Origin of the sequence: Sphingomonas sp. BK345 (genome assembly GCF_014193845.1) — a bacterium.
Lineage (GTDB): Bacteria > Pseudomonadota > Alphaproteobacteria > Sphingomonadales > Sphingomonadaceae > Sphingomonas.
Window position 1 is genome coordinate 736,497 of sequence record NZ_JACHZX010000003.1, and the last position, 25,238, is coordinate 761,734.

General features: G+C 69.1%; 17 protein-coding genes and 1 pseudogene. 8 read left to right on the forward strand and 10 right to left on the reverse strand.

Going from position 1 to position 25,238, the window contains the following annotated elements; genetic code table 11:
• The first annotated feature begins 13 nt into the window (after positions 1-13).
• Complete coding sequence (locus FHY03_RS12735) at positions 14-724, forward strand: ZIP family metal transporter (protein ID WP_183931178.1); 711 nt, start codon at positions 14-16, stop codon at positions 722-724.
• Between the two features lie 158 nt (positions 725-882).
• Here FHY03_RS12735 and FHY03_RS12740 read toward each other — a convergent pair whose 3' ends face one another.
• Entirely contained in the window at positions 883-1,692 is an 810-nt protein-coding gene (locus FHY03_RS12740) for a phosphatase PAP2 family protein (protein ID WP_183931180.1), read from the reverse strand.
• A gap of 295 nt (positions 1,693-1,987) precedes the next feature.
• Between FHY03_RS12740 and FHY03_RS12745 the strand changes: the two genes are divergently transcribed.
• Both FHY03_RS12745 and FHY03_RS12750 read left to right on the forward strand, forming a co-directional pair.
• Positions 1,988-2,353, forward strand: a complete 366-nt coding sequence (locus tag FHY03_RS12745; protein WP_183924941.1) for a MerC domain-containing protein — start codon at positions 1,988-1,990, stop codon at positions 2,351-2,353.
• A gap of 205 nt (positions 2,354-2,558) precedes the next feature.
• Positions 2,559-4,460: a S9 family peptidase gene (locus FHY03_RS12750; RefSeq protein WP_183931182.1), complete on the forward strand. Its 1,902-nt coding sequence runs from the start codon at positions 2,559-2,561 to the stop codon at positions 4,458-4,460.
• Positions 4,461-4,524: 64 nt separating this feature from the next.
• On the opposite strand, the gene FHY03_RS21100 is transcribed toward FHY03_RS12750, so the two are convergent.
• Together FHY03_RS21100 and FHY03_RS12760 are read right to left on the reverse strand one after the other, a co-directional pair.
• On the reverse strand, positions 4,525-4,950 hold the full coding sequence (locus tag FHY03_RS21100; protein ID WP_260158900.1) for a M23 family metallopeptidase: 426 nt from the start codon (positions 4,948-4,950) through the stop codon (positions 4,525-4,527).
• 681 nt (positions 4,951-5,631) lie between these two features.
• Positions 5,632-6,795 (reverse strand): aminotransferase class V-fold PLP-dependent enzyme, encoded by a 1,164-nt coding sequence (locus FHY03_RS12760; protein WP_260158901.1) that lies wholly within the window; start codon positions 6,793-6,795, stop codon positions 5,632-5,634.
• Between the two features lie 192 nt (positions 6,796-6,987).
• On the opposite strand from FHY03_RS12760, the gene FHY03_RS12765 reads away from it, so the two are divergent.
• Together FHY03_RS12765 and FHY03_RS12770 are read left to right on the forward strand one after the other, a co-directional pair.
• Positions 6,988-9,576: a TonB-dependent siderophore receptor gene (locus FHY03_RS12765; protein WP_183931187.1), complete on the forward strand. Its 2,589-nt coding sequence runs from the start codon at positions 6,988-6,990 to the stop codon at positions 9,574-9,576.
• 14 nt (positions 9,577-9,590) lie between these two features.
• On the forward strand, positions 9,591-10,796 hold the full coding sequence (locus tag FHY03_RS12770; RefSeq protein ID WP_183931189.1) for an FAD-binding oxidoreductase: 1,206 nt from the start codon (positions 9,591-9,593) through the stop codon (positions 10,794-10,796).
• 49 nt (positions 10,797-10,845) lie between these two features.
• On the opposite strand, the gene FHY03_RS12775 is transcribed toward FHY03_RS12770, so the two are convergent.
• On the reverse strand, positions 10,846-11,121 hold the full coding sequence (locus FHY03_RS12775) for a hypothetical protein (protein WP_183924933.1): 276 nt from the start codon (positions 11,119-11,121) through the stop codon (positions 10,846-10,848).
• A 57-nt stretch (positions 11,122-11,178) separates the two neighbouring features.
• On the opposite strand from FHY03_RS12775, the pseudogene FHY03_RS12780 reads away from it, so the two are divergent.
• Positions 11,179-11,909: pseudogene (locus FHY03_RS12780) on the forward strand (IS6 family transposase).
• 187 nt (positions 11,910-12,096) lie between these two features.
• Positions 12,097-13,128 carry a cupin-like domain-containing protein gene (locus tag FHY03_RS12785; protein WP_183931367.1) on the forward strand — a complete coding sequence of 344 codons (1,032 nt, stop codon included), beginning with the start codon at positions 12,097-12,099 and terminating at the stop codon, positions 13,126-13,128.
• 36 nt (positions 13,129-13,164) lie between these two features.
• On the opposite strand, the gene FHY03_RS12790 is transcribed toward FHY03_RS12785, so the two are convergent.
• The 5 genes from FHY03_RS12790 to FHY03_RS12810 are packed head-to-tail and all read right to left on the reverse strand — an operon-like array spanning position 13,165 to position 20,285.
• Complete coding sequence (locus tag FHY03_RS12790) at positions 13,165-14,169, reverse strand: cupin-like domain-containing protein (protein WP_311721549.1); 1,005 nt, start codon at positions 14,167-14,169, stop codon at positions 13,165-13,167.
• A complete protein-coding gene (locus FHY03_RS12795; protein ID WP_183931191.1) occupies positions 14,166-15,692 on the reverse strand; it encodes a tryptophan halogenase family protein in 1,527 nt (508 codons plus the stop codon). Before FHY03_RS12795 ends, FHY03_RS12790 begins: the two co-directional genes overlap by 4 nt.
• A complete protein-coding gene (locus FHY03_RS12800; protein ID WP_183931193.1) occupies positions 15,689-17,290 on the reverse strand; it encodes a tryptophan halogenase family protein in 1,602 nt (533 codons plus the stop codon). Before FHY03_RS12800 ends, FHY03_RS12795 begins: the two co-directional genes overlap by 4 nt.
• Positions 17,287-18,768: a tryptophan 7-halogenase gene (locus FHY03_RS12805; protein WP_183931369.1), complete on the reverse strand. Its 1,482-nt coding sequence runs from the start codon at positions 18,766-18,768 to the stop codon at positions 17,287-17,289. Before FHY03_RS12805 ends, FHY03_RS12800 begins: the two co-directional genes overlap by 4 nt.
• Positions 18,769-18,770: 2 nt before the next feature.
• Positions 18,771-20,285, reverse strand: coding sequence for a tryptophan halogenase family protein (locus tag FHY03_RS12810; protein WP_183931195.1), 1,515 nt, complete (start codon positions 20,283-20,285; stop codon positions 18,771-18,773).
• Positions 20,286-20,594: 309 nt separating this feature from the next.
• On the opposite strand from FHY03_RS12810, the gene FHY03_RS12815 reads away from it, so the two are divergent.
• Positions 20,595-24,047, forward strand: coding sequence for a TonB-dependent receptor (locus FHY03_RS12815; protein WP_183931370.1), 3,453 nt, complete (start codon positions 20,595-20,597; stop codon positions 24,045-24,047).
• A 45-nt stretch (positions 24,048-24,092) separates the two neighbouring features.
• On the opposite strand, the gene FHY03_RS12820 is transcribed toward FHY03_RS12815, so the two are convergent.
• Positions 24,093-25,226 carry an endo-1,4-beta-xylanase gene (locus FHY03_RS12820; RefSeq protein WP_183924925.1) on the reverse strand — a complete coding sequence of 378 codons (1,134 nt, stop codon included), beginning with the start codon at positions 25,224-25,226 and terminating at the stop codon, positions 24,093-24,095.
• Between the last annotated feature and the right edge of the window lie 12 nt (positions 25,227-25,238).

Consider the following 25,238-nt stretch of genomic DNA (forward strand, 5'->3'; position numbering starts at 1 on the left):
CGGGGTGCTGTCGTTGACCGTCCCGTTCGTTCCACTCGCGTTCGGCGTCGCGGCCAGCCTGACGACGATCGCCGGCGGCGTGCTGGCGTTCCGACTGGCCCATCGCATGACGGCGATCCTGGCAATCGCGGCGGGGGTCGTGCTGGGAGTCGCCTTCTTCGACCTTCTGCCCGAGGCACTTGAGTTCGGCGAGCGAAGCTACACGCATCGGAGCACGATCGCGCTGGCGGCGCTCGGCTTCACCGGTTATCTGCTCCTAAGCCGCCTCCTGGCCACGGCGGAGAAGCGGAGCCGATGGCAGGCCCATCTCGGACCAGCCAGCCTGACGCTGCACAGCTTCCTCGACGGATTGCTGATGGGCATGGCCTTCCAGATCGCGCCGGAGATCGGCTGGGCGGTCGCGCTGGCGGTGCTGACGCACGACCTGGCAGACGGGGTCAACACGGTGAGCCTCGCGCTCTCCATAGCGCATCGCGGCTTGGCGGTGAGATGGCTCGTCGTCAACGGCCTGGCCCCGCTCGCTGGCGTCTTGATCGGGCTGCTGATCCGGCTGCCGGACGCGGTGTTCACCCCGTTGTTGGCGATCTTCGCCGGCGTGTTCCTCTACATCGGCGCCTGCGAGCTGCTGCCGCGGAGCCTCGCGAGGGACGGCCGGCTCCGTACCACCTGGGCGGTGCTGGCGGGGATCGCCCTGATGCTGGCGGTCACGCGGTACGCCGGCTAGGCTCTGGTCCAATGGGCGATAGTCCCCCGGGCGCATGTCAGGATCAAGCGCAGTCGCGTTCGTGGCATCTGGCGCCTGCCGGCGGCGGTCCGACCCTGGCAGCGGTAGGCGCCGCCCCGGCCATGTCAGCCGGCGATGATGTACGGGACGATGGCGGATCAGCGCGGCAGCCGCGGCATGACGCGTTGCTCGAGCAGGCGCGCCTCCGCGGCGCAGTCGCGCGCCGGGGCGGCGCCGCCCGCACGCAGCGCCGCCAGCTCCGCTCGGACCTCGCCCAGCGCGGCCTGGTAGGCGGGCTTCGTGGACACGAGCGCCATGGTGGCGGAGGCGGACTGCATGCCGGCCTCGACCGCGCTCTCGTTGTGCGCGCCGCAGACGAAGCGGCTGTCGCCGTAGGCGCGGCCGCGCGTCAGGATCTCCTGCGCGCGCTCCGGGATCGCCGCGGTGAGGACCAGCGCCCAGGTCCAGCCCCATGTCGTGTGTCCGGAGGGATAGTCGTAGCTCATGTGGTGGGCTCGCTCGTCGTAGAGCTGCGCGGGCGCCTGGCAGACGGGGCCGCGATCGATCACGAACGGGCGGTCTCGCCGGAACACCTCCTTGGCGTGCCCGGTCTGCGCGCCGGTGTCGGCACCGGCGCGCTGCACCAGGGCGGCGAGTTCGGGGGCGCTCTGCGGGGTGAGCTGCACCCCCGCTGCGCAGCTGAAGTCGTTCATCAGCGCCGGGACGCTGTAGTCGGCGTCGGCGGTGGCGAGCTGCCAGCGCGGTGATCCCTTCAGGGCGCGGGTCGCACGGAAGATCGTACGGTCGGTCTCGTAACGTGGGTCGCCCTTCGCCGGCGCCGGCTCCAGGACCGGCACGACGTCGAACTCGCCGTCCACCAGGAAGCCCCGGCTCTGCTGCGACGCTGCCACGCCGAGCGACGCGAGGCAGGAGAGGGTAAGGCCGAGGAGGACGTGGGCACGGCTCATGCTCGATCACCTATGGTTATGCGTGGCAATTATCCGGGAAGGGCGTGCGCGCTGCGTCGATCTCGAGCAAGGACCATCGCTCGGCGGTCCGTTGCGACGAGACATCCCGATGCGTTTGGACGCGACGAACCGAAAGGGGGCAGCTTGAAAGAGACTTGTCATCTGTCACTAAGGTCATGGTATGATACACTATCCCATATTTCTAGCTGAACGGAAGACAATGTCCACTACTCTCCCGCAGGTCGCGGATGGGCCGCGCACGCGGCGCTGGGTCCGGCTCGCCGACAGCGCGGCGATGGTCGCTTCCGCGCTGTGCCTCGTCCACTGTCTCGTCCTGCCGACTCTCCTGCTCGCCCTGCCGCTGCTCGCGGCGGTCGTGACCATCCCGGAGACGTTCCACCCGATCGCCTTTCTCGTGGCGCTGCCGTTCAGCGCGTTCGCGCTGCTCTCCGGTCATCGGCGCCATCGCCGCCGGTGGCCCGGCTTGATGGCCCTAGTCGGACTGACTCTGCTCGGGTTCGCCGCTTTCGTCATCGAGGGTGAAGCCGTCGAGCGCGCGATGAGCTCGCTCGGCGCGATCCTGCTCGCGATCGGCCACGTCGCGAACTGGCGGGCGATGACGCATCGGGGAGTGTCCTGCGTGGTCGGCGATGCCGCATGAGCACGCTGCTCCCGAGAAGCGTCGACAGGGTGTCGGCGCCTGGCCTCACAGTGTGGTCGGCGCGTATGTGCGTGTGGCGCGAGCGCGCCGGAGAAGCCATCGCTCGCGCGCGGTGCCCCGTCCCGCAGGCTGACTCACCGCTTCTCCCTTGCGGCGCGCGTGCGCTAGCGCGACGCTGGATCCTCGATCGCTACCAGGAAGCCCGATGCGTCTGATCCTCTTCACATTGCCCCTCCTGGCCGCGGCGACCCCGTTGTCCGCGCAGGTGATCCACCAATATGGCGCGCTCGCGCTCGCCCCGACGGGTGACCGCGTCGCCGCGGTGGAGAGCGGCGGCGGCCACGGAGCGGTGACGATCCGGCGCGTCGCCGATGGCGCGATCGTCCGCACCATCGACCCGTGCGCGACGTGCAGCTACACCGGCCTGACCTTCGCGCCCGATGGCGCGCTGCTGTTCCTCGCGCGCGATCCGGCCACCCCCGGCGTTCGGCTGCTTCGCGCCGACGCGAGCGCGAGCGCCCCGCGCCTCATCGCCACGGTGGCGGGGATCGCACAGACACCGCGGGTCTCCCCCGACGGCCGCCGCGTCGCGCTGCTGATCACGCTCGGCGCCGCGAAGGAGTCGGGCGCGACCCAGGCGGGCGTCCGCCAGGTCGGCGAGATCGGCGAGCGGAACGACGAGCAGCGGCTCGCGATCGTCGACATCGACGGCGCGGCGCGCGCGGCGACACCGCTGTCGCCGGCTGGGCGCTACGTCTACGAATATGACTGGACGCCCGACGGCCGCACCCTCGTCGCCACGACCGCGCTGGGTAACGGCGACAGCAACTGGTGGGTAGCGACGCTCGACGCGATCGACGCGCGCACCGGCGCGGTCAGGTCGATCGCTCGACCGACCACCCAGCTCAACCAGCCGCGCGTGTCGCCCGACGGCCGCACCGTGGCCTATATTGGCGGGCTGATGAGCGACTTCGGCTCGATCGGCGGCGACGTCTTCACCGTTCCCCTGGCGGGAGGCACGCCCGCCAACGTCACCGCGGGCGCGCGGTCCACCGTCACCACCATCGCCTGGACCGCAGGCGGGCTGCGCACCGTCGCGCTGTCGGGCGACGAGGTGCAGCTCGGCAGGCTGCGGCCCGGCCAGCCGATCGCACGCGCCGACGGTCGCGCGGTGACCGCGTCGGCGGGCGACGGGCGCGCGGTCTTCTCGGCCGACGGGCGCGTCGCCGCCGCGGTGCTGCAGGACTTCACGCACGCGCCCGCGATCTATGCGGGGCCGCTCGGCGCGCTGCGCCAGCTAACCCACGACAATGACGCGCTGCCGGCGCGCGCGGCCGCTCGCAGCGTCCGCTGGACCAGCGAGGGCTATGACGTGCAGGGTTGGCTGCTCGCGCCGCGCGCACCGGTCGCGGGCAAGGCGCCGATGATCACGGTTGTGCACGGCGGCCCGGCCGCGGCCACCACGCCGACCTATCTGGCGCCGACCTCGCTCAACGCGGCACTGGTGGCCGCGGGCTATTACGTGTTCCTGCCGAACCCGCGCGGCAGCTACGGCCAGGGTGAGGCGTTCACCACGGCGAACCGGCGCGATTTCGGCGGCGGCGACCTGCGGGACATCCTCGCCGGGATCGACGCGGTGGAGCGGGTCGCACCCGTGGACGACGCGCGCCTCGGCCTCGCCGGGTGCAGCTACGGCGGCTTCATGGCCATGTGGGCGAACACGCAGACTAACCGCTTCAAGGGGATCGTCGCGGGCGCCGGCCTGTCGAACTGGGTGAGCTACTACGGCACCAACGGCATCGACCAGTGGATGCTGCCCTTCTTCGGCAAGACGATGTACGACGACATGGCCGCCTACGAGAAGGTGTCGGCGATCTACCACGCGAAGAGCGCCCGGACGCCGACATTCATCTACGTCGGCGAGCGCGACATCGAGGTGCCGCCGACCCAATCGATCGAGTGGTGGCACGCGCTGCGCGACCGCCACGTGCCCGTGAGCCTCGTCGTCTACCCCGACGCGGGCCACTGCGTCACCGGCGCGGACCAGGCGAGCGACGTCCGCGCGCGCTCCGTCGCGTGGCTCGACCGCTATGTGAGAGGGCAATAGCCTTGGCCGGTCGGCCGCACGCGGCCGCCGCAGCGATCCTCAAGCAGGACGTCCGGCGAGGGGCCTAGTCTTCGCCGTGCTTCGGCCCGCCGACCGCGACCGGGGACGCCTCGGCCGGGCCGACCGTCTCCTGCAGCGCGAGCCGCTCGTCGCCGGTGGCCATGAACGCTAGCGGATCGATCGCGCGGTCCGCGACGCGTACCTCATAGTGGAGGTGGCTCCCGGTCGAGCGCCCGGTCGAGCCGACTAGCGCGATCACGTCGCCGCGATGCACCCGCTGCCCCGCGGTGACGAGGATGCGTGAGAGATGTCCGTAGCGCGTCTGGATGCGGGCGCCGTGGTCGAGCTGGACGAGGTTGCCGTAGCCGCGCGCACGCTCAGCCTGGCTGACGATCCCGTCGGCGGTGGCATGGACCGGCGTCCCGGTCGAGGCGGCCAGATCGACTCCCGCGTGCATCGCGGTACCATGGCCGAACGGATCGCTGCGCATACCGAAAGGGGATGTATAGCGGAAACTGTCGAGCGGCCGCTGCGACGGCACCGACGCTTCAGAGCGTGGCGGGCGATCCGCCGCTTTCCACCGGTCGAAGAGATCCCGGAACGGCAGGTCGCCTTGCAGGGGCACAGTGCTTACCGCGGAGCCGGCGGCCGCGTCGACGTCGTCCCGCGCGTCGGTCGCATGCGCTGGTGCGCTGGTCACTGTTGCAAGAACGAGTGCGAAGGCGGCGTACCAGCGCGTGGCTGTGCTCAGTCCGACGTTCATCATGCTCAATGTCCCCGCGTCCTCCGTCTTGCCCAGACGTCACCACGGCGTCTCGCTGAACTCAACGTGTGATGAGATACTGTATCGATGGATGGTTGCCGTCGTGCGCCGGAACGTTGAGCCCCGTTCACTGTCGGGTGGCTGCACCGGCGGGCAGGGTCGGCCATCGTGCGATACGAGGCGCGGCCTTCCAGGCTTTAGGCGAGACAATGCCACGAGCCACAAAAGCCTGAGAGGCGGCCGTCTAGGAGGTGATCTGTTCAGCTTCCTAATTCGCCATCGGTGTATCGATTAGATCTTCGAAGGACAAGAATTAGCTGATTGGTATATCAAATTAGCAAACTAGCTGTGACGAAAGATACCTTTGCATGAACTTCTATCTTTTAGGTCGCGTCTTCGGTTTAATGGCTAGGCGAACAGATTCCGCTCCGATCGAACTGCGTCGACAAGCTTCCCGAGTTCGGAACGTGTATTGAACAAGGATGGAGTGACGCGCAACACGGGGCCTGAAGCCAGTCCCTGTTTCGCGACGACGAGAACCCGATGTTTCTCGACGAAGCGCTGCTGCGCCAGGCGTGCCTGCTCCAAGGTCCGCTGACCGGGAAGACGAAAGGCACCGATGACGGCGCAACGGCCGGGCTCCTCGGGATGGACGATCTGCAAGCCAGGCAAGTCACGGATCGCTCTCGTCCAGTGTTCGCGCTTCCCGATCAGGTCAGCGAGCTTGCGGCTCGGCCCGATCGCGCGATGCTCGCTGATCGCCGTGGGTATCGTCAGCCTTGCCGCGAAATCGACGGTCCCGGTCGGTACACGAGCCCGGACGTCGTCTTCGTCGTGAATGTGGTTACCGAGCCACGGTGCGATGTCCGCCAGCCGGCTCGCTCGAACGTAGATCGCGCCTGTCCCGAGCGGGGCCGCCAACCACTTGTGGAGGCTGAAGCCCATGAGATCCACGCCGAGCTCGTCCACGTCCACGGGCAGCAGGCCGACGGACTGCGCGCTGTCGAGGATGACGTCGACGCCTCGTGCCCTCGCCATCGCCGCGATCTCGCGGACCGGCAGGACCAGACCGCTGCGGTTGGAGACATGCGTCAGAAGCAGCAAGCGGGCACGAGGCGTGTCACGTAGCACCTGCTCGTAGGCGGCAAGGATGTTCGCCGTCGTCGATGGCTCGGGAAGGGCGACGTGAACCTGCGTGGCGCCCCGCGCCGAGGCGAGATGCGCCATGGCGTATTGCATCTCGTCATAGTCGATGTCGGCTGTGATGACGGCATCGCCAGCCTTGAGCGGTCGGTAGTTCACGATCAGGGCGTACAGCGCTTCGGTGCCGCCGGCGCACAAGGCGACCTCGCCTGATCGTGCTCCGATCAAGTCGGCGACGCTGTCGGTTGCGGGCTGCAACCGCGCGTCCTGTGAGAGGCGTGGCAGGGCGCTGCGCAGGAACAACGCATTGTGGCGGTTCACCCACTCACCGTGCTGGCGATAGGCAGCAGCGACCGTTTGGGTCATCGCGCCATAATAAGCGGCGTCGAAGTTCGCGAGGCTGCGATCGACGTCGTAGCGGTCGATCATCGCATCTCTCCCTGCGCGGACCATTTCTCCGGGTGCGGGCCAGGCGGCGTCTGCGACCGCGCCGCCCACCAGGCTTATGAATGCTCTTCGCCCGTTCACCTCGGCTCCTCTCGCTTGACCCCGCGTCTTCTAACCGGCAGGAGTGATACAATATATCAATAAATCGAAAAGGGGTATCTTGTGGCTTTTCCGATGCGTCGTGCCGCGTTCCTGCTCTCCGCCGCTGCCTCCATGCCGGCATTCGCGCAGGGGAGCGACCCCGCGGTGGAGAGCGAGGCCGACACGATCATCGTCACGGGCAGCCGCTTCGGCGGCCGAACATCGACGCAATCGGCGACCCCGGTGGATGCGGTCGGGCGCGAGCAACTCCAGCAGAGCGGCCGGGTCGACCTGATCCAGCAGCTCAAGGTCGAGGTGCCCAGTTTCAACACGCCGAGGCCGCTCGGTTCGGGGGTTGGCGACTATCTGGTTCCACCTTCGCTGCGCGGTCTCGGGCCCGGCGAGGTGCTGGTCCTGGTCAACGGCAAGCGCCGGCACACGTCCAGCGACCTGAACGCCAGCAACGGCATCGGCCGCGGCGACGTGTCGGTCGACTTCAACGCCATTCCCTCCTTCGCACTCTCCCGCGCGGAGGTGCTGCGCGACGGCGCCTCTGCGCAATATGGCTCCGACGCGATCTCGGGCGTCATCAACCTGATCCTCGACCGCTCGGTCGGAACGCGCGCGCAGGTGACCGGCGGGATCACGACCGAGGGCGACGGCGCCTATGGTGAGGCGAGCGTCTCGTCGGGCATCCGCGTCGGGGAGGACGGGGTATTCAGGCTGACGGCGTCGTTCCAGCAGCATGAGGGCACCGACCGATCGCGCCCCGATACCCGGCAGCAGTATTTCGGCACCAGCGCGGCGGGTCGCCCCACGACCATCTCCGGCAACTATGGCTCCGGCACCGGGTTGACACCGTCGAACGGCACGCTCGACCCGCGCGAGGCGACGATCGACCGGAACGTGTTCCGCTTCGGCGATCAACCCAGCACCAACGCGCAGCTCTTCTATAACTTCGCGGCGGCCGCCTCTGACAGCGCCGAGGTCTACTCGTTCGGCGGCTACAACCGACTCGACGGCGACATCGAGTATTTCTTTCGTCGCGCTGGTCAGGACGAGACGATCCGCGCGCTCAATCCCGACGGTTACCGCCCGATCCTCGACTCAAAGATGGAGAATCTGTCAGTCGCCGTGGGCCTTCGCGGCGACGACCTCGCAGGCTTCGGTTGGGACCTGTCCACCGTGTACGGGCTCAACGCGCAGGATCTCTACTACGACAACAGCGTCAACGTGTCCTACGGTCTCGCAACCCCGCGGCGCTTCAACCGGCTGCGATCCGACTTCTACCAGTGGACGAGCAACCTCGACCTGACCCGCGGGATACCGCTCGGCGATGCCGAGCCGCTGAAGCTCGCCGCCGGCCTGGAGTATCGCGAGGAAACCTACCGGCTCTTCTCGGGTGACCCGGCCGGGTACCTCAACGGCGGGGTCCCGATCCTCGACGGACCCAATGCGGGACGACCCGCCATCGTGGGAGCGCAGCCCGGCCCCAGCAACGGCGCCGACGACCGCGCGTCGCAGGGTCGTCACAGCTGGGCCATATACGGCGACGTGGAGAAGACCCTGTTTGACCGCCTCCTGCTTCAGGGCACGGTGCGGCACGAACATTATTCCGACTTCGGGAACACCACCAACTTCAAGGTGGCCGGGCGCCTGGGGTTGTTCGGAAGCCTCGCGGCCCGCGCCTCGTACAACACCGGCTTCCGCGCGCCCGCGCTGGCACAATCGGGCTATAACGCCTCCAACACGCTGATCCTGAACGGTCAGCAGGCGATCGTTCGCGTCGCTGCAGTGGATAGCGCGGCCGCCCGCTTGGCCGGGGCGACCGATCTCAAGCCCGAGACGTCGCGCAACGTGTCGGCTGGCCTGGTCTTCGAGGCTGGCGGTCTTACCGCGACGCTCGACGCCTATCAGATCAAGGTGCGCGACCGCATCGCGATTTCCTCCACCTTCCAGGACCCGCGGCTCACCGCCTATCTGGCGGCGAACGGGCAGGGCAATTTCAGCGCCATCTCGTACCTGACCAACGCCGTCGACACGAAGACGCGCGGCGTGGACCTGGTGGTGAACTATCGCGCGCGTGTCGCCGACGGCGTGTTCAGCGCGACGCTGGCGGGCAACTACAACAAGACTACCTTCGATCGCATCGCCGGTACGCCCGCGCAGCTGGCAGCGCTCGGGCTCGCCACCCCGCTGTTCGACCTGACCCAGCAGCTGCGCTTCTCCGACAGCCTGCCACGCACCAAGGTGACGCTCGACCTCAATTACTCGCATGGGCCGTTCGCCATCTCGCTGACGAACACGCGCTACGGCGAGGTGTCGACCGTCGCGCTGACCAATCGCACCCCCGCTCAGGTTGCGGCGCTCGTGCCGGGCTATGACGTGTCCTTGGTACCCGTCTCGCCCACGACCGCCAACGCGGACATCATCCAGCGCTTCGGCGCCGAGGTGCTGACCGACCTCGAACTCTCGTGGCAGGCGACGCGCGCGCTGCGCCTCAGCGCGGGGGCGCAGAACCTGCTCGACGTCTATCCGGGCGAGAACATCGCTTCCACCGTCGCCTCGGTCGCGACCGGCAGCAATGGGGCCGACAACGCCGGTACGCAGCCCTACAACGCGATCTCGCCGTTCGGCTTCAACGGCCGTACCGTGTTCGTCCGGATGAGCCTGACCTTCTGAGGATTATTCCCGCCATGTCAGCGACCAGACGCGACTTCGTCATCGGCGCGGCAGCTCTCGCGGCCGTGCCGGTCAGCGCGGGTGCGGCGGGGCGACGCCGGCGCGTGGGCGTGGTCGGAGGGGGCATCATCGGTGCCTCCGTGGCGTTTCAGCTCGCGCGGGCCGGCGCGGAGGTAATCCTGTTCGAGCGGGAGGCGCCTGCCGCAAGAGCGACGCGGGCATCGGTCGCCTGGATCAACCCGGTCGTGAACGACGCTGCCTACATGCGGCTTCGCCTCGAGAGCATGCGGGCATGGCGTGAAGACGATCGTGCGCTCGGCATGAACGCGATCTGGGGTGGTTCGATCAGCTGGGCCTATCCTGACAAGGAAGAGGCACTGCGGGCCAAAGCTGCAGTGCTGCAGCACACCGACGATCCGCCGCGTGCGCTGACATCCAGGCAGATCACCGAGGTCAGTCGAGGCATACACGCTGGCGACGATGTGGCCTTCGCGTTCGAGACACGGCGTGATGGCCACGTCGACCCAGTGCAGGCGACCAGGCGCTATCTCGCAGCGGCGAAGAAGCTGGGGGCGCGAATATTGTATCCCTGCGAGGTCGAGGGGATCGTCGTCGCATCCGGGCGGATGACGCATGTCGAGACGAGCCGCGGGCGCTGGGCGCTCGACGACATCGTCAGCGTCGCCGGAGTCGATACACCCCGGATCATGGCGATGATGGACAGGACGCTGGAGCTCGCGCACAAGCCGGGGCTGGTCGTCCACACCGAGGCTCGACCGGTCGTCACCGACAAGGTCTTCGAAGCATCGAGCGTAATCGAGTTCAAGCAATACGCCGATGGCCGCTTCCTCACGAGCCTGACTGGTGGGCCGCCCGAGCTGCCGGTCCACGCCGCCATTCGTCAGCAGCGCGCGGCCTTCCCCGATGACGAGCTGCGCCGGCGTCACGGGCAGATGCTGATCGATCAGACCGCGACATATCTGCCCGCGATGGCGGGTACGCGACCCGCTCAGGTCCTGCTCGGCTTTCGTCCCTATCCGCTCGACAACCGCCCCATCTGCGGCCCGGTGCCCGGCGTCGAGGGTGCCTATTTAGTGGTGACGCACAGCGGTCTCACGCTGGCACCGATCCTGGGGCGCTACGTCGCGCAGGAGATCATGGAGAAGACGCCGGCCGCGTTGCTGACGCCGTACCGGCCGAGCCGCTTCATGAAGGTATGATTTTCAGGCTACGTCTTGGCTCCGGGGGGTGCGGTCTTCCGGAGAACGGCTAATTCGAGACGAACTTCCCTCTGATCCGATCCACGATCAAGATCGCCAGTACGGAAGCTCCAAATAGCGGCAGTAGAAGACCCAGCGCGGCGATCACGATCGCAGCCCACCCCAGCTTGACCTGCGTGCCGGGAGGCGCTGCACAGCCGCCTTTTGGTCGGCGCCCGTGCCACATCAGCAGACCCACGAGGCTGAGGCCGACCAATGCCATAGCCGTGATCAGGCCGATGACCTGATTTATGACGCCGAACAGCTGCCCCTCGTGCCACGCCACGCCGGGGCTCTGTCAAAGCTAAAGCACCTGCGGCGCTCGCCGGGGTAGGGGAGGGGTATGCTCCGCCCGCGCAAGCCAGCCAGTCCGTTCCGCTACTTCAACTCGTCACCCGAGGTGATCCGGCTGGTGGTGCTGATGTACGTGCGCTTCCCGCTGTCGCTGCTCCCGCTGTCGCTGCGGAACGTCGAGGACCTGCTGTTGGAACGCGGTATCGACATCTGCCACGAGACGGTGAGGCTGTGGTGGAACAGGTTCGGCCCGCTGTTCGCGGGCGAGGTGCGGCGGCAGCGGATGAGCCGGATGCGGGCTTCCGCCATTGGCGCTGGCACCTGGACGAGATGTACGTGAAGCTGATCCGCGAGATGGTCTACCTGTGGCGAGCGGTGGATCATGAGGGCGAGATGCTTGAGAGCTACGTCACCCGAACGCGCGACAAGAAGGCTGCGCTCGCCTTCATGAAGAAGGCGCTCAAGCGGCACGGCTCGCCTGAGGCGATCACCACCGATGGTCTACGCTCCTACGGCGCTGCGCTGAGCGAACTCGGCACGCGCGAGAAGCAGGAGGTGGGACGCTGGGCTAACAACCGGGTGGAGAACTCGCACCTGCCCTTCAGGCGACGAGAGCGGGCGACGCTGCGCTTCCGGCAGATGCGCACGTTACAGAAGTTCGCCTCGGTTCACGCCAACGTCCACAACCACATCAATCACGAACGCCACCTCGTCGATCGCCAGACCTACAAGCAGCGCCGCTCCGCGGCGCTGGCTGAGTGGCAGGCGCTCGCCAGCTGACCCGCCGCCCACGAAGGCCCGAGTGCATCGTGCAGAGACGAGTTCGCGTTAGACTGACAGCACCATCGAGAGCCTCGGAGGCGGACAACCTACTCGCGATCCGCACCTTGCTGCGAGTGGCTGGTCAAGAGGCGAACCTGCGTCATATCGATTCGTCTTTCCCGTGTTCCGGAGATAGTGCGTGAACATGGCCAGCCTCGCCGCTCCGATCACCTTCGTCACCGAGCGGCCAGCGGTCGACGCCGCCACGTTCGCGCGCGAGATCGTGGGAGGCTATGCCCCGGTCGTGCTGCGCGGCCAGGTGAGCCATTGGGCCGCGGTGCGCGCCGGGGCTCAGGGCGATCGCGCGATGGCGTCCTATCTCGCGCGTTTCGGCGGCGGGCGGCCGCTGGACGTGATGATCGGCGCGCCCTCGATCCAGGGCCGCTTCTTCTACGATGACACGCTGACCGGCTTCAATTTCACGCGCCAGACCGTGGCGCTGGGGCAGCTGCTCGGCGAGCTGGTCCGGTTCGCGGAGGAGCGCGTAGCGGCGCCGCACGCGCTCTACGCCAATGCGGCCACCGCGCCCGACCATCTGCCCGGCTGGCAGGAGGAGAATGCGCTCGGGTTGCCGACGGGCGACGCGCCCGCGCGGCTGTGGATCGGCAACGCCACCCAGGTCGCGACCCACTACGACCAGTCGAACAATATCGCCTGCGTGGTCCACGGCCGGCGGCGGTTCACGCTCTTCCCGCCCGATCAGATCGCGAACCTGTACGTCGGTCCGCTCGATCACACGATGGCGGGGCCGCCGTCGAGCATGGTCGACCCGGACTCGCCCGATCTGGCGCGCTACCCGCGCTTCGCCGAGGCGAGCCGCCACGCCCTGGTCGCCGAGCTCGGGCCAGGGGACGCGCTCTTCATCCCCGCGATCTGGTGGCATCACGTGCGCGCGCTCGATCCGCTGAACGTCCTCGTCAATTATTGGTGGGAGCAGGAGGCGACCGCCTCGCCCTTCGGCGCGCTGATCCACGCGTTGATGAGCGTGCGCGACCTGCCGCCCGAACAGAAGGCGGCGTGGCGCAGCTGGTTTGACCATTATGTCTTCGCCCCCGACGCGGACCAGGCCGCGTCGCACCTGCCGCCCGCCGCGCGCGGCATCCTCGGCCCGGGGAGTGCGGCGAGGACCGAACGGCTGCGGGGCTTTCTGATCAGGCTGCTCGGCGGGCGGGTTTAATCATCCTCCCCGGTGTGTGGAGGATCTGTGAGGAGCCTACCTCCCGAGACTGTCGACCAAGGTCGCGCGGATGCGCGCCACGACGCTCGGGTCCAGCGGGCCGAGCACGCCCTTGACGGCGTCGGGCAGGTGCGCCGCGGGCGCGCCGTCGGGGCGGAAGACGAGATGGTCGAACACCGCGCGATAGGCTGCGCGCTGGTCCGCCGGCAGCGCGGCGATCGCCACCAGCGCGTGAAGCAGCACGTCATAGGGGTTGCCCAGCCCGGCCGGCGCCGGGTTCCACCAGTAATTGACGAAGGCGTTGACCGGCTCGAGCGACGCCACCGCGTGCCACCAGTGGAACGGGATGTAGATGCCGTCGCCGGGTTCCAGCGTGGCGCTCTGCGCCGTCCGCGATGCTTCGGCGAAGCGCGGGTAGCGCTCGAAGTCGGGCGCGTCGAGGTCGACCAGGCTCACCGGCGTGCCCGCGGGGGTCAGCTCGAGCGGACCCATGTAGAGGTTGGCGATCTGGTCGGGCGGGAACAGGGTGAAGCGCCGCCGCCCCAACACCACCACGCCGACATTCTCCATCAGGTCATAGTGCGTGGCGACGCGGATCGCGTTGCCCAGCCACATGCGCGGGACCACGCCGTCGGGCACGAGCGCGCAGGCGTTCGCCTCGGCGAAGCCGGGGAGCAGCTCGGGCAGCGGCACCGACTGGATCGCCATCGCATAGGGTTCGGCATGGCCGCGGTCGCGCAGCAGGCGGTCCAGGAACGGGTCGAGCGGGGTCTGCCCGCGCACGAAGTTGAGCGCCTTGAGATCGGGCGTGTAGAAGAAGCGACCCGCGATCCCCGGCTCGCCGAGGATCGCCGGCACCGGGGCGGAGCGGCTGAAGCGCTTGAGATAGCCCACGCCCGCCTCGGCCGACTCGCCCGCGGCGACCACCGCGGGCCAGTCGCGCGCGATGCCGCGCAGCACCACCGGGCGCGCGGCGGGGCGCACCTCCTCCTCGAAGCGGCGGCGGTCGACGCCGGTCAGCTCGGGCAACGGCGCGGTCACGCCGCCAGCCCCACCAGGTCGCAGCCGAGCCCGCGCAGGTGATCCTCTTGCCGCGGCAGCAGCGTCGCGGTCTCGGCGACGACCCGGCGGATATGATCGAGCCGCGCCAGCGTCTCGGGGTCGCTCAGCAGGTCCGCGGCGGGGTGATAGCCGCCGGCGGCGACACCCTGGCCGACCATCACCGACAGCCAGCTCGTCTCGGTGAACAACTCGTCGCCCTCGCGGAAGACGCGGCCGTTGGCGGCGAAGATCGCGAGCTTGTCGGCGAGCCCGGGCGGCGGTTCGAGCGTGCGGCAATAGTCCCAGAAGGGCGAGTCGCGCCGCTCGGTCGCCTTGTAGTGGAGCACGAGGAAGTCGCGGATGTCGCGATAGTCGGCGACATGGGCGGCGTTGAAGCGGTCGATCTCGCGCTGGTCGAAGCGGCGTGTCGGCCAGTAGGTCAGCAGCCGCGCGATGGCGGACTGGACGAGGTGGATGCTGGTCGACTCGAGCGGCTCGAGGAAACCGCCTGCCAGGCCGAGCGCGACCGTGTTGCCGACCCATGCGCGGCGGCGGTGCCCCGCGGTGAAGCGCAGCGGGCGCGGGTCGCCCAGCGGCGCGCCGTCGAGGTTAGCGAGCAGCGTCGCCGCCGCCTCGTCGTCGGAGAGGTGCTGCGAGGCATAGACATAGCCGTTGCCGATGCGGTGCTGGAGCGGGATGCGCCACTGCCAGCCGGCCGCGCGCGCGGTGGAGCGGGTCAGTGGCTGGCGGTCGCCGCCGTTGGCGCAGGGGACCGCGACCGCGCGGTCGCACGGCAGCCAGTGGCGCCAGTCCTCGAAGCCGGCGCCGAGCGTCTCCTCGATCAGCAGCCCGCGGAACCCCGAACAGTCGAGGAACAGGTCGCCCTCCACGCGCGCCCCCGTTTCGAGCACGACCGCGGCGACATGGCCGCTCTCGCCGTCGCGCTCGACCGCGACGATCCGCCCCTCTGTACGCCGCGCGCCGTTCGCCTCGGCCAGCCGGCGCAGGAAGCGCGCGTACAGGCCGGCGTCGAACTGGAAGGCATAGCCCAGCTTGGAGAGCGGCGAGCCGGGCTGGTCGGGGCGCGGGTGCGCGAAGCGGCCCTGCAGCCCCGCCACCACCGCGAGCGAGTAAGCGTCGAGCGGGGTGTCGTCGCCGAGCTCGCGGCCCTTGAGCCAGTGATGGTGGAACTCGATCCCCTTCATGTCGAGCCCGTAGAAGCCGAAGGGGTGAACGTAGCGATGGCCCGGCCGGAGCCAGTCGACGAACTCGATGCCGAGCTTGTAGGTGGCGCGGGTCTCGCGCAGGAATTCGGCCTCGTCGATGCCGAGCATCTTGTTGAACAGCACGATCTGCGGGATCGTCGCCTCGCCGACGCCGACGGTGCCGATCGCCTCGGACTCGACCAGCTCGATCGACAGGCCGGGCATCTCGCCGAGCACGCGCGCGATCGCGGCGGCCGCCATCCATCCCGCGGTGCCGCCCCCGACGATCACGACGCGGCGGATCGAGTCCGCCCTCACAGCGGGTCGGCCGAGAAGTTGAACGGCGTCTCGGAGGCGAAGGAGAAGGTCGGGCCGGGATCCGGCGCGGTGGGCGGGGGTGGGGCGACAGGAGTCGCGGCGGCGCCGATGTGGCGGAGGAAGTCGCCGTGGCGCGGCAGCTTGTCCGCCACGGCGAGATAGTCGCGGCGCATCTGCTCGATCGCCTCGGCGACGCGGTCCTCGTCGAGCGCGTCCGCCGCGGGCTCGTGCTCCTCGGGCACGACATGCTGGCCGAGGCAGACCGCGACCCAGCTGGTGGTGGCGAACAGCTCGCGCCCCTCGCGGAAGACGCGTCCTTTGGCGCGGAACAGGTCGATCTTGCGCTGGAGGCTCGCCGGTACGTCCATCGTGCGACAGCGCTCCCAGAAGGGCGTGTCGTCGCGCCGTGTCGCTTTGTAGTGCAGCATGACGAAGTCGCGCACGTCCTCGTACAGCTCGTGCATCTGCGCGTTATACTCGTCGCGCTCGACCGCGGCGAAGCGACGGTCGGGGAATAGCGCGATCAGCTTGGCGATGCCCGACTGGACGAGGTGGATCGAGGTCGACTCGAGCGGCTCGACGAAGCCGGAGGCGAGCCCCAGCGCGACCACGTTGCGATTCCACGCGAGCGTGCGCCGCCCGGTGGTGAAGGCGAGGTGGCGCGGCTGGGCGAGTGGCGGCCTTTCGAGATGGTGGAGCAGCTCGCGCTCCGCCGACTCGCGCGTCTGATAGTCGCTGCAATAGACCAGGCCGTTGCCCATCCGCTCCTGCAGCGGGATACGCCATTGCCAGCCTGCGCCGCGCGCGGTGGCGCGGGTATAAGGATCAGGGTCGCCCGCGAGCGCGCTGGGCACCGCCACCGCGCGGTCGCACGGCAGCCAGCGGCGCCAGTCCTCGTAGCCGGTGGCGAGCGTTTCCTCGATCAGCAGCCCGCGGAAGCCCGAACAGTCGACGAACAGCTCGCCCGGGATGACCTGGTCGTCCTCCAGCCGCAGCGCGGTGACGTAGCCGTCCTCGGCGCGCTGCGCGACCGCGGCGACCTTGCCCTCGACCCGGCGCACGCCGTTGCGCTCGGCGTAGCCGCGCAGGAAGTCGGCGTAGCGCGCGGCGTCGAAGTGATAGGCGTAGAGCAGCTCCTTCACCGCCGTTTGCGCGGTGGGCGAGGGCGGCGCGAACTTGCCCGCCTGCGCCGCGACAGCGCTCATCGACCAGGCCGAGATGTCCTGCATGACGCGGCGCTGGCGCTCGCGCAGGTAGAGCTGGTGGAAGTGAACGCCGCCAAGATCGTGGCCGTGCGCGCCGAACGGGTGGAAGTAGCGCTCGCCCAGCCCGCCCCAGTCGACGAACTCGATGCCGAGCTTGAAGGTGCCGCCGGTGGCGCGGATGAACGCCTGCTCGTCGATGCCGAGCATGCGGTTGAAGGTGAGCAGCGGCGGGATCGTCGCCTCGCCGACGCCGACGGTGCCGATCTCCTCGGACTCGACCAAAGTGATCCCCGTCACGCCGTTGTTGAGGAAGCGCGACAGCGCCGCGGCGGCCATCCAGCCGGCGGTGCCACCGCCGAGGATCACGACGTGGCGGATGGTATGGTCGTTCATCGGGCGAGCCGTTTCCGTGCGGTGGCGAGATATTCGTCGGCGGTGGGGCAGCGCGCCACTGCCTGCGCGATCGCGACGCGATAGGCCGCCATCGCGCGGTCGCTGTCGGCCGCGGCGGTGACGTCGATCAGCGGGTCGACGCGGCGCGGCACCACGCCTTGCCCGAGCAGCAGCGCGAGCCAGTCGTCGCGCGCGAACGTCTCCTCCTCGAAGAAGGGAAGGCGCCCGCGCTCGGCGAACAGCCGCAGCGTGCGGTCGAGGCTCTCGGGCAGGTGCGTTGGCGGCTGCCAGAAGGGGCCGGGCCGCCGCGCGGTGGCGTAGTGGCACAGCACGAAGTCGCGCACGCGCGTCACCTCGGCGCTCGCCTGGCGGTTGTAGTCGGCGAGTTCGAGCGGGTGGCAGGCGCGCCCGGGCAGCATCGCGACGATCCGGTCGATCGCGCTTTGCGCGAGGTGGAGGTTGGTGAAGTCGAGCGGCTCGATCACCGTCGCGGCGTCCCCCACCGCGACGCAGTTGCGCGCCCAGGGCGCGGGGCGCGTGCCCTGGCGAAAGGACACCGGCGCGGCGACGGTGGTCGCGCCCGCGACGGCGAGCGCGTCGCGGACCGCCGCGTCGCTCAGCGCGGCGGCGGCATAGCAGTGGCCGTGCAGCGTCCGACCCGGCGCCGCGCTGCGCCAGCGCCAGCCGCCGTCCGTCGCGGTGACACGGTCGAGCGGCGAGAGCGGCTCGGGCGCGCCCTCGCCGATGACGAGCCGGTCGCAGCGCAGCCACGCGGACCAGTCCTCGCGCTCCTGGTCGATCGCGCCGCGCACCATCGCCGCCGGGCCGCTGGCGTCGACGTAGAGGTCGGCCTTGAGCGTCGTGCCATCGTCGAGGACGAGCCGCTCGACGAAGCCGTCGTCGCCGCGCAGCTGCACCGCGGCGACCGACCCCTCGCGCACGCTCACGCCGAGATGGCGCGCGAAGGCGGCGAGCATCGCGCGGTAGCGCTCGACGTCGAGCACCAGCCCGGGCTGGACGTCGCCGAGCAGCGGGTCGGTCGTGCCCGTCCCCAACCGGCCCGCGCGCGCCAGCGCCGCCGCGGGAGCGTGCGAGTCGAACGGCGCGGCGGCGCCGACGTGCGCGGCGCGGACCCAGTGCTGGTGAAAGGAGGCGGTGCCGAACGGCCGACCGTAGCTGCCGTACGCGTGGACATAGGGCGGCAGACCCTCGACCCAGCCCTCGAACAGGGTGCCGAGCCGCCACGCGCCGCCCGCGCGCACCACCGCATCCTCCTCGCGCAGGCCGAGGTCGTCGTGGAAGCCAATCGTCGAGGGCAAGGTCTGCGGCATACGATCGGCGAGCGCGTCGGGGGCGGGGGGGCTGGCGAGGATCGTCACCTCCAGCCCCGGCACGCGCCGCCGCAGCGCCACCGCCGCGGACCAGCCGACGATGCCACCGCCCACCACGGCGACGCTGCGGATCGGCGCGTCGAGCATTGTCACGCCGCCACCGGCATCGGGCAGTAGCCCGCGAGGAAGTCGCGGTGATCCGCCATGCCGCCGATCGCCGCCTCGATCTCGCCGCGCAGCCGCTCCATGCCCGCGGCGAGGCTGTCGATGGTCGGCCCGTCCGCGCGCGGGTCGTGCCCGTCGGGCAGGACGCGCTGGCCGAGATAGACCGACACCCAGCTGGCATCGAGGAAGGCGCCCTGGCGGTACTTCACCACGCGGCCGCGGCGGCGGAACAGCGCCATCTTCTCGGCGAGACTGGCCGGGATCTCCATGCTGCGGACATATTCCCAGAAGGGTGAGTCGTCGCGCTGGGTGGCGTGATAGTGCAGGATCAGGAAGTCGCGGACGCGGTCATATTCCATGGCGACCAGGCGATTGAACTCGTTGCGATCGGCCGCGGCGATGCGGCGCTCCGGGAACAGCTCGACCAAGGCGGTGATCGCCTGCTGGACGAGATACAGGCTGGTCGACTCGAGCGGCTCGAGAAAGCCCGAGGCGAGCCCAATCGCGACGACATTGTTGACCCAGCTGCGCGCGCGCCGCCCCGCCTTGAAGCGCAGCACGCGCGGCTCGGCCAGCGGCGTCCCCTCGACCGCGGCCACCAGCGCATCCGCGGCGGCGCCCTCGTCGAGGAAGTCGCTGGCGAAGACATAGCCGTTGCCGGTGCGGTGCTGGAGCGGGATGCGCCAACGCCAGCCCGAGGGCATGGCGATCGCGCTGGTATAGGGCGTCACCGCGGTGGCGGTGCGGCACGGCATCGCCACCGCGCGGTCGGCGGGCAGCCAGCGCGACCAATCGTCGAACGGCTCGCCCATCGCCTTGCCGATCAGGAGCGCGACGAAGCCCGAGCAGTCGACAAACAGGTCGCCCTCGACGCGGCGGCCGTCCTCCAGCACCACCGCGGTGACGTCGCCACTCAGCGGGTCGCGCGCGACGTCGACGATCCGGCCCTCGGTGCGGCGCGCGCCCAGGCCCTCCGCGAGTCGGCGCAGATAGGGCGCGAAGGCCACCGCGTCGAACTGATAGGCGTAGCCGAAGGTGGAGGCGATCTGGCGCGGGTCGGCCGCCGGCGCGCCGAACCGGTTCGCGCGGGCGAGCGAGCAGGCCATGGAGAAGGCCTCGATCGGCGGCAGCGCCACCCCGGCGTGCAGCAGCCGCATATAATAATGGTGGAACTGCACCTCGCCGGTGCCGCGGCCAAAGGTGCCGAACGGGTGGATGTAGCTGTCGCCGATCCGCGCCCAGTCGCGGAACTCGATCCCCAGTTTAAAGGTGGCGCGGGTCGCCGCCATGAACTCGGCCTCGGCGATCCCCAGCCGCTCGTTAAAGGCCCGGATGTGCGGCAGCGTCGCCTCGCCGACGCCGATAATCCCGATCGCCTCCGATTCGACCAGATCGACCGTGCAGCGTCGCGGCAGCAGCTTGGCAAGCGCGGCCGCGGTCATCCAGCCGGACGTTCCCCCGCCGACCACCACCACGCGCTGTCGCTCCGCCCGCTCCATCCGTCTCCGACTCCTGCCGCGACCGTCCGTACCGGCGTCGCGATCGCCTCTGTCATAGCGCAAGCGGCGGCTGCGGGAATGCCGGAAAGCCACACAGAATAACGAAAAATGATAGCGCAAACATTTCCATTGCAGCGTCACCGCGGCGGTCGTACCCATAGTTGGAAGATGCCACGCGGTCGCCGCGGAGAGACATTGTAGTATGATTATTCAGGAGGGGGTGTGATGATCATCGAGGACAAGCCTGCCCGCGGCGGCCATACCCGACTTCGTAACGGGGTCGTTCTGACCGGAGTCTCCGTGACCGCCATGTGCGTCGTCGCGCTGGCGACCCCGGCGTACGCGCAGACCGGGCCCGCGTCCGGACAGAACACCGCCGGCGCGGCAACCTCGCCGAATACGCCAGGGTCAGATCCGGCCGCCCAGAGCAGCGGCGACACACCGGCGACCGACGCGGCGGGTGCGGACGACATCGTCGTCACCGGCATTCGGCAGAGCCTCGCCAACGCGCAGAACATCAAGCGCAACTCCGACACCGTCGTGGACGCGATCACGGCGCAGGACATCGGCGCGCTGCCCGACCGCTCGGTCACCGAGGCGCTCCAGCGTGTCCCCGGCGTCTCGATCAACCGCTTCGCCGGCAACAACGACCCGGACCATTTCTCGGTCGAGGGCTCGGGTGTGAACGTTCGCGGGCTCAATTTCGTCCGCTCCGAGTTTAACGGGCGCGACACCTTCTCGGCCGGTATCGGCGGGCAGGCGATCAACTTCGCCGACGTGCCGTCGGAACTGCTCGGCTCGGTCGAGGTGTACAAGAACGCCACCGCCGACCTGATCGAGGGCGGGCTCGCCGGCACGGTCAACCTCAACACGCGGAAGCCGTTCGACAACAAGGGCTTCCATATCGGCGGCGGGATCGAGGCCAACTATGGCGACTTCGCCAAGAAATGGTCGCCGACCGGCTCGCTGCTGGTCTCCAACACCTGGGAGACGCCGATCGGTCGTTTCGGCATCCTGGCCAACGCGTCCTACTCGCGGCTGAAGAGCCGCGCCGATGGCATTCAGGTCACCAACTTCCAGACGCGCGACGGCGTCCAGGCCGCCACCGGCACCGGCACCAACACCACGGTGACGTGCCGCAACCAGCTGCCCGGCACCACCGATGGCTTCACGCTGCTGCCCGGCACGGTGAACGGCGTCGGCGGTCAGTCCTTCCCTAACCCGGCCAACGTCTGCGGCGCGCAGGGCACGGCCGGCGCGGACGGCTATGCCGACCCGACCGCGATCGCTTATGCGCCGATCGGTGGGCAGTTCCGCAGCCAGGACTATGACCGCAAGCGCGACGGTCAGGCGCTGGCGGTGCAATGGCAGAGCACCGACGAGCGCACCACCTTCACCGCGCAATTCCTGCGCACGCACTCGAGCAGCGCCTGGGGCGAGCACACGTTCGAGACCGCGCCTGACCTCTCCGAGTACAACACCTATCCGGCCGGCTGCCAGCAGAACGGCAACGGTCCGCTCAACGGCGCGGGCAACAGCACCACGCGCGCAGAATGCCAGCTCAGCGGCGCAGGCCAGTTCCAGTTCGGCGCGAACCAGCGCGGCAACGGCTACAATCCCGGCGGCGGGCCCTATCCCAACTTCGTCTACGACGACAGCGGGCTGTTCCAGAGCGGCTTCATCACGCTGCCGGGCAACGGCTGGCGCACCGCCTCGAGCGGCTCGGCGACCACCACCGTCCCGTCGGGCGGCATGCAGCAGTCGCTGTCGCGGCGCCAGGTGTACGACGAGAATCTGGTGAAGGACGCCGGCTTCAACCTGAAGATCAACCCCGATGACCGTTGGTCGATCAATCTCGACGCGGACTATACCTACGCCAAGCACGACGTCACCGACCTGAGCGTGTTCGGCTCGACCTTCGCCGACGAGGAGCTTGATCTCTCCGGCAAGATCCCGGTGGTGATCCCGCACAAGCCGCTGACGCTCGCGGCCAATTGGGCGAACCCCAACCCGGCGATGGCGGCGGCGAGCGACTCGGACTACTTCCAGAGCCGCGACTTCCAGTTCTGGCGCGCGGCGATGGACCATATCGAGCACAGCGTCGGCTCGGAATATCAGATCAAGGGCGACTTCGCCTATAAGTTCGACGACGGCGACTTCCTGCAGCGCGTGAAGTTCGGCGCGCGCTACGCCGAGCGCCAGCAGGACGTCCGCTATACGGCGTACAACTGGGGTGCGATCAGCGAGGTCTGGTCGGGCGCGCCGGTCACCTTCAACCAGGGGGACACCAGCCGCTCGTCGCTCTATTCCTTCGACAACTTCTTCCGCGGCAAGACCGCGGCGCCGCCCAGCGCCTATTTCTACAACGGCGACCTGATCGGCGACTATAATGGAGCGACCAGTTTCTTTCAGTCGCAGAACGACGTCTGGCGCAACACGAACGGTGCGACCGCGACCAATCGATTCCTCGCCGCCGGTCAGCGCGTCGGCGCGATCCCGGGCACCGATTTCCTCCCGTCCGAAGTGTCGACCGTCAACCAGCAGGACACCGCGGCCTATGCCATGGTGCAGTTCGGCAACAACGAGCCGGTGTTCGGCGGCATCCGCCTCTCGGGCAATGTCGGCGTCCGTTACGTGCGCACCACGGTGCGGTCGCGCACCGAGACCGCGGTCCCCAACCAGACCGAGCTCGGCGTGGTCGATCCCTTCTCCACGCGCTGCGTCGCGACGACGCGGCAGCTGCCGGACGGGACCACGCAGGTGACCCAGCCCGGCGGCGTGTGTAATCTCGGCCAGACCGAATATGAGCGGCTGCGCACCTTCGCGACGCCGGGCTATGCCTCGCAGCCGGCAAACTTCACCAACAGCTACAACTACTTCCTGCCGAGTGCGAACCTCAAGTTCGGCGTCACCGACGATCTGATCGTTCGACTGGCAGGGTCGAAGGTGCTAACCCGACCGGACTTCGCCAATATCCGCCCCTACGTGACCTACACGTTGGAGCCGGGCTCGGGCACGGTGACGATCAACGCGGGCAACCCCTATCTCAAGCCGGCGACGGCGTGGCAGTTCGACGCGACGATCGAGTGGTACTTCGGCCGTGTCGGCCAGATCTCGCTCGACGCCTTCTACAAGACGGTCGACGGCTTCTTCTACCAGTCGCTGGTCAACCGCTCGATCACCAACAACGGCATCACGCAGAACATCCAGGCACGCGGCCCCGCCAATTACGACGGCAAGGGCAAGATCAAGGGCTTCGAGGTCGCCTACCAGCAGACCTTCGACTTCCTGCCGGGCTTCCTGAGCGGCCTCGGCTTCAACGGCAACTACACCTATATCGACAGCTCGGGGCTGCCCAACTCCTTCCTCAACGGCGGCACGCCCTCGTCCGATTCGACGATCGCCAAGGGCAATCTGCCGTTGGAGGGACTGTCGAAGCACAATATCAACGCCACCGCCTTCTACGAGAAGGGGCCGGTCTCGTTGCGCGCGGCGTACAACTGGCGCTCGCGCTTCCTGCTCACCGCGGCGGACGTGATCTTCCCCTACACGTCGATCTTCAACGACGCGACCGGGCAGCTCGACGCCTCGGCCTTCATCAACCTGAACAAATGGGTCAAGCTCGGCGTCCAGGGGGTCAATCTGACCAACACGACGACCAAGCTGCTCCAGGCCTACAAGGGCGGCTCGGACGATCTTGCGCCGCGCTCCTACTTCACCAACGATCGGCGCTACTCGATCATCCTGCGCGCCAATTACTGAGGAGCACGCCCGCCGGACCTCGCTCCGGCGGGCGATCGCCGCGCGTCACGCGCGCGCGGGCGCCTCCGCCAGCGCGCGCGCGATCGCTTCGTGCAGCGGCTTGGGGCGATAGTCGACGTCATAGGGGCAGGGGCGGCGCGGCGCCTTGTCGGGGCGCGGCTCGAACGGCCCGATCCAGCTGAAGCGGTCGCACAGCCCCCAGGCGAGCACGTCGCGCAGCCCCGGGTAGCTCAGCGTCACGTCGAGGTAGCGGCGCGCGTAATCGGCCACGCCGCGGTCGCGCGCGGCGTCCTCGGCGGGCAGGCCGTTGTCACGCACGTCGAACTCGGTGATCAGCAGGCGATAGCCCATCGCGGTCACCGCATCGAGGAAGCGCCGCCACTCGCCCTCGTAGGCGCGCGCACTCGCCGCGGTGTCGCTGCCGGCGGTGACAATGTGCGATTGCAGCCCGAGCAAGTCGACCGGCGTGCCGCGCCGGCGAAAGCCCTCCAGCAGCCGCAGGACGCCGGCGCGATGCGCCGCATTGCCCGGCTCCCAGCTCATGTAATCGTTGTAGACCAGCTCGGCGTGCGGGGCGGCCGCGCGCGCGGTGCGGAAGGCGAGGTCGAGCGTGGCCTCGGTGCCGCCGAGCGCCTGGCTGAGCGCGGTCTCCTCCAGCGCGCCGGTCTCGGGCGTCACTGCCTCGTTGACGACGTCGTAGCTGGTGATGCGTGTGCCGTAGCGGCGCGTGACGGTCTCGATATGCTGGCGCAGGATGCGCGCCGCCTCGGTCGCGGGACGCGCGCCGAAATCATGCGCCTCGAGCCAGCGCGGCATCCACTTGCGCCTCTGCCACAGCAGGTTGTGCCCGCGCAGCGCCATGTGCTCGCGCGCCGCATAGTCGGCGATCCGGTCGAAGGCGGCGAAGTTGAAGCGATCGGGGGCAGGGCGCAGGTGCTGCCACTTCATCTCATTCTCGGCGACCAGCACGCCGCAGTCGGCGCGCAGCAGCGCGGCGTAGCGCGGATTGTCCGCCGAGGCGCCCTGCGGCCGGCCCGACACTGCCGAACCGAAGCGAAAGCCGCGCCGGCGTGCGACCGCGTCGAGCCCGGGCGGGCCGCTCGCGCCGGTGGCGGCACCCGTCGCCAGTGCGGCGGTGAGCGCCGCCAGTCCCTCGCGTCGTGTCGGCGACCAGCTCATGCGCGGCTCCCT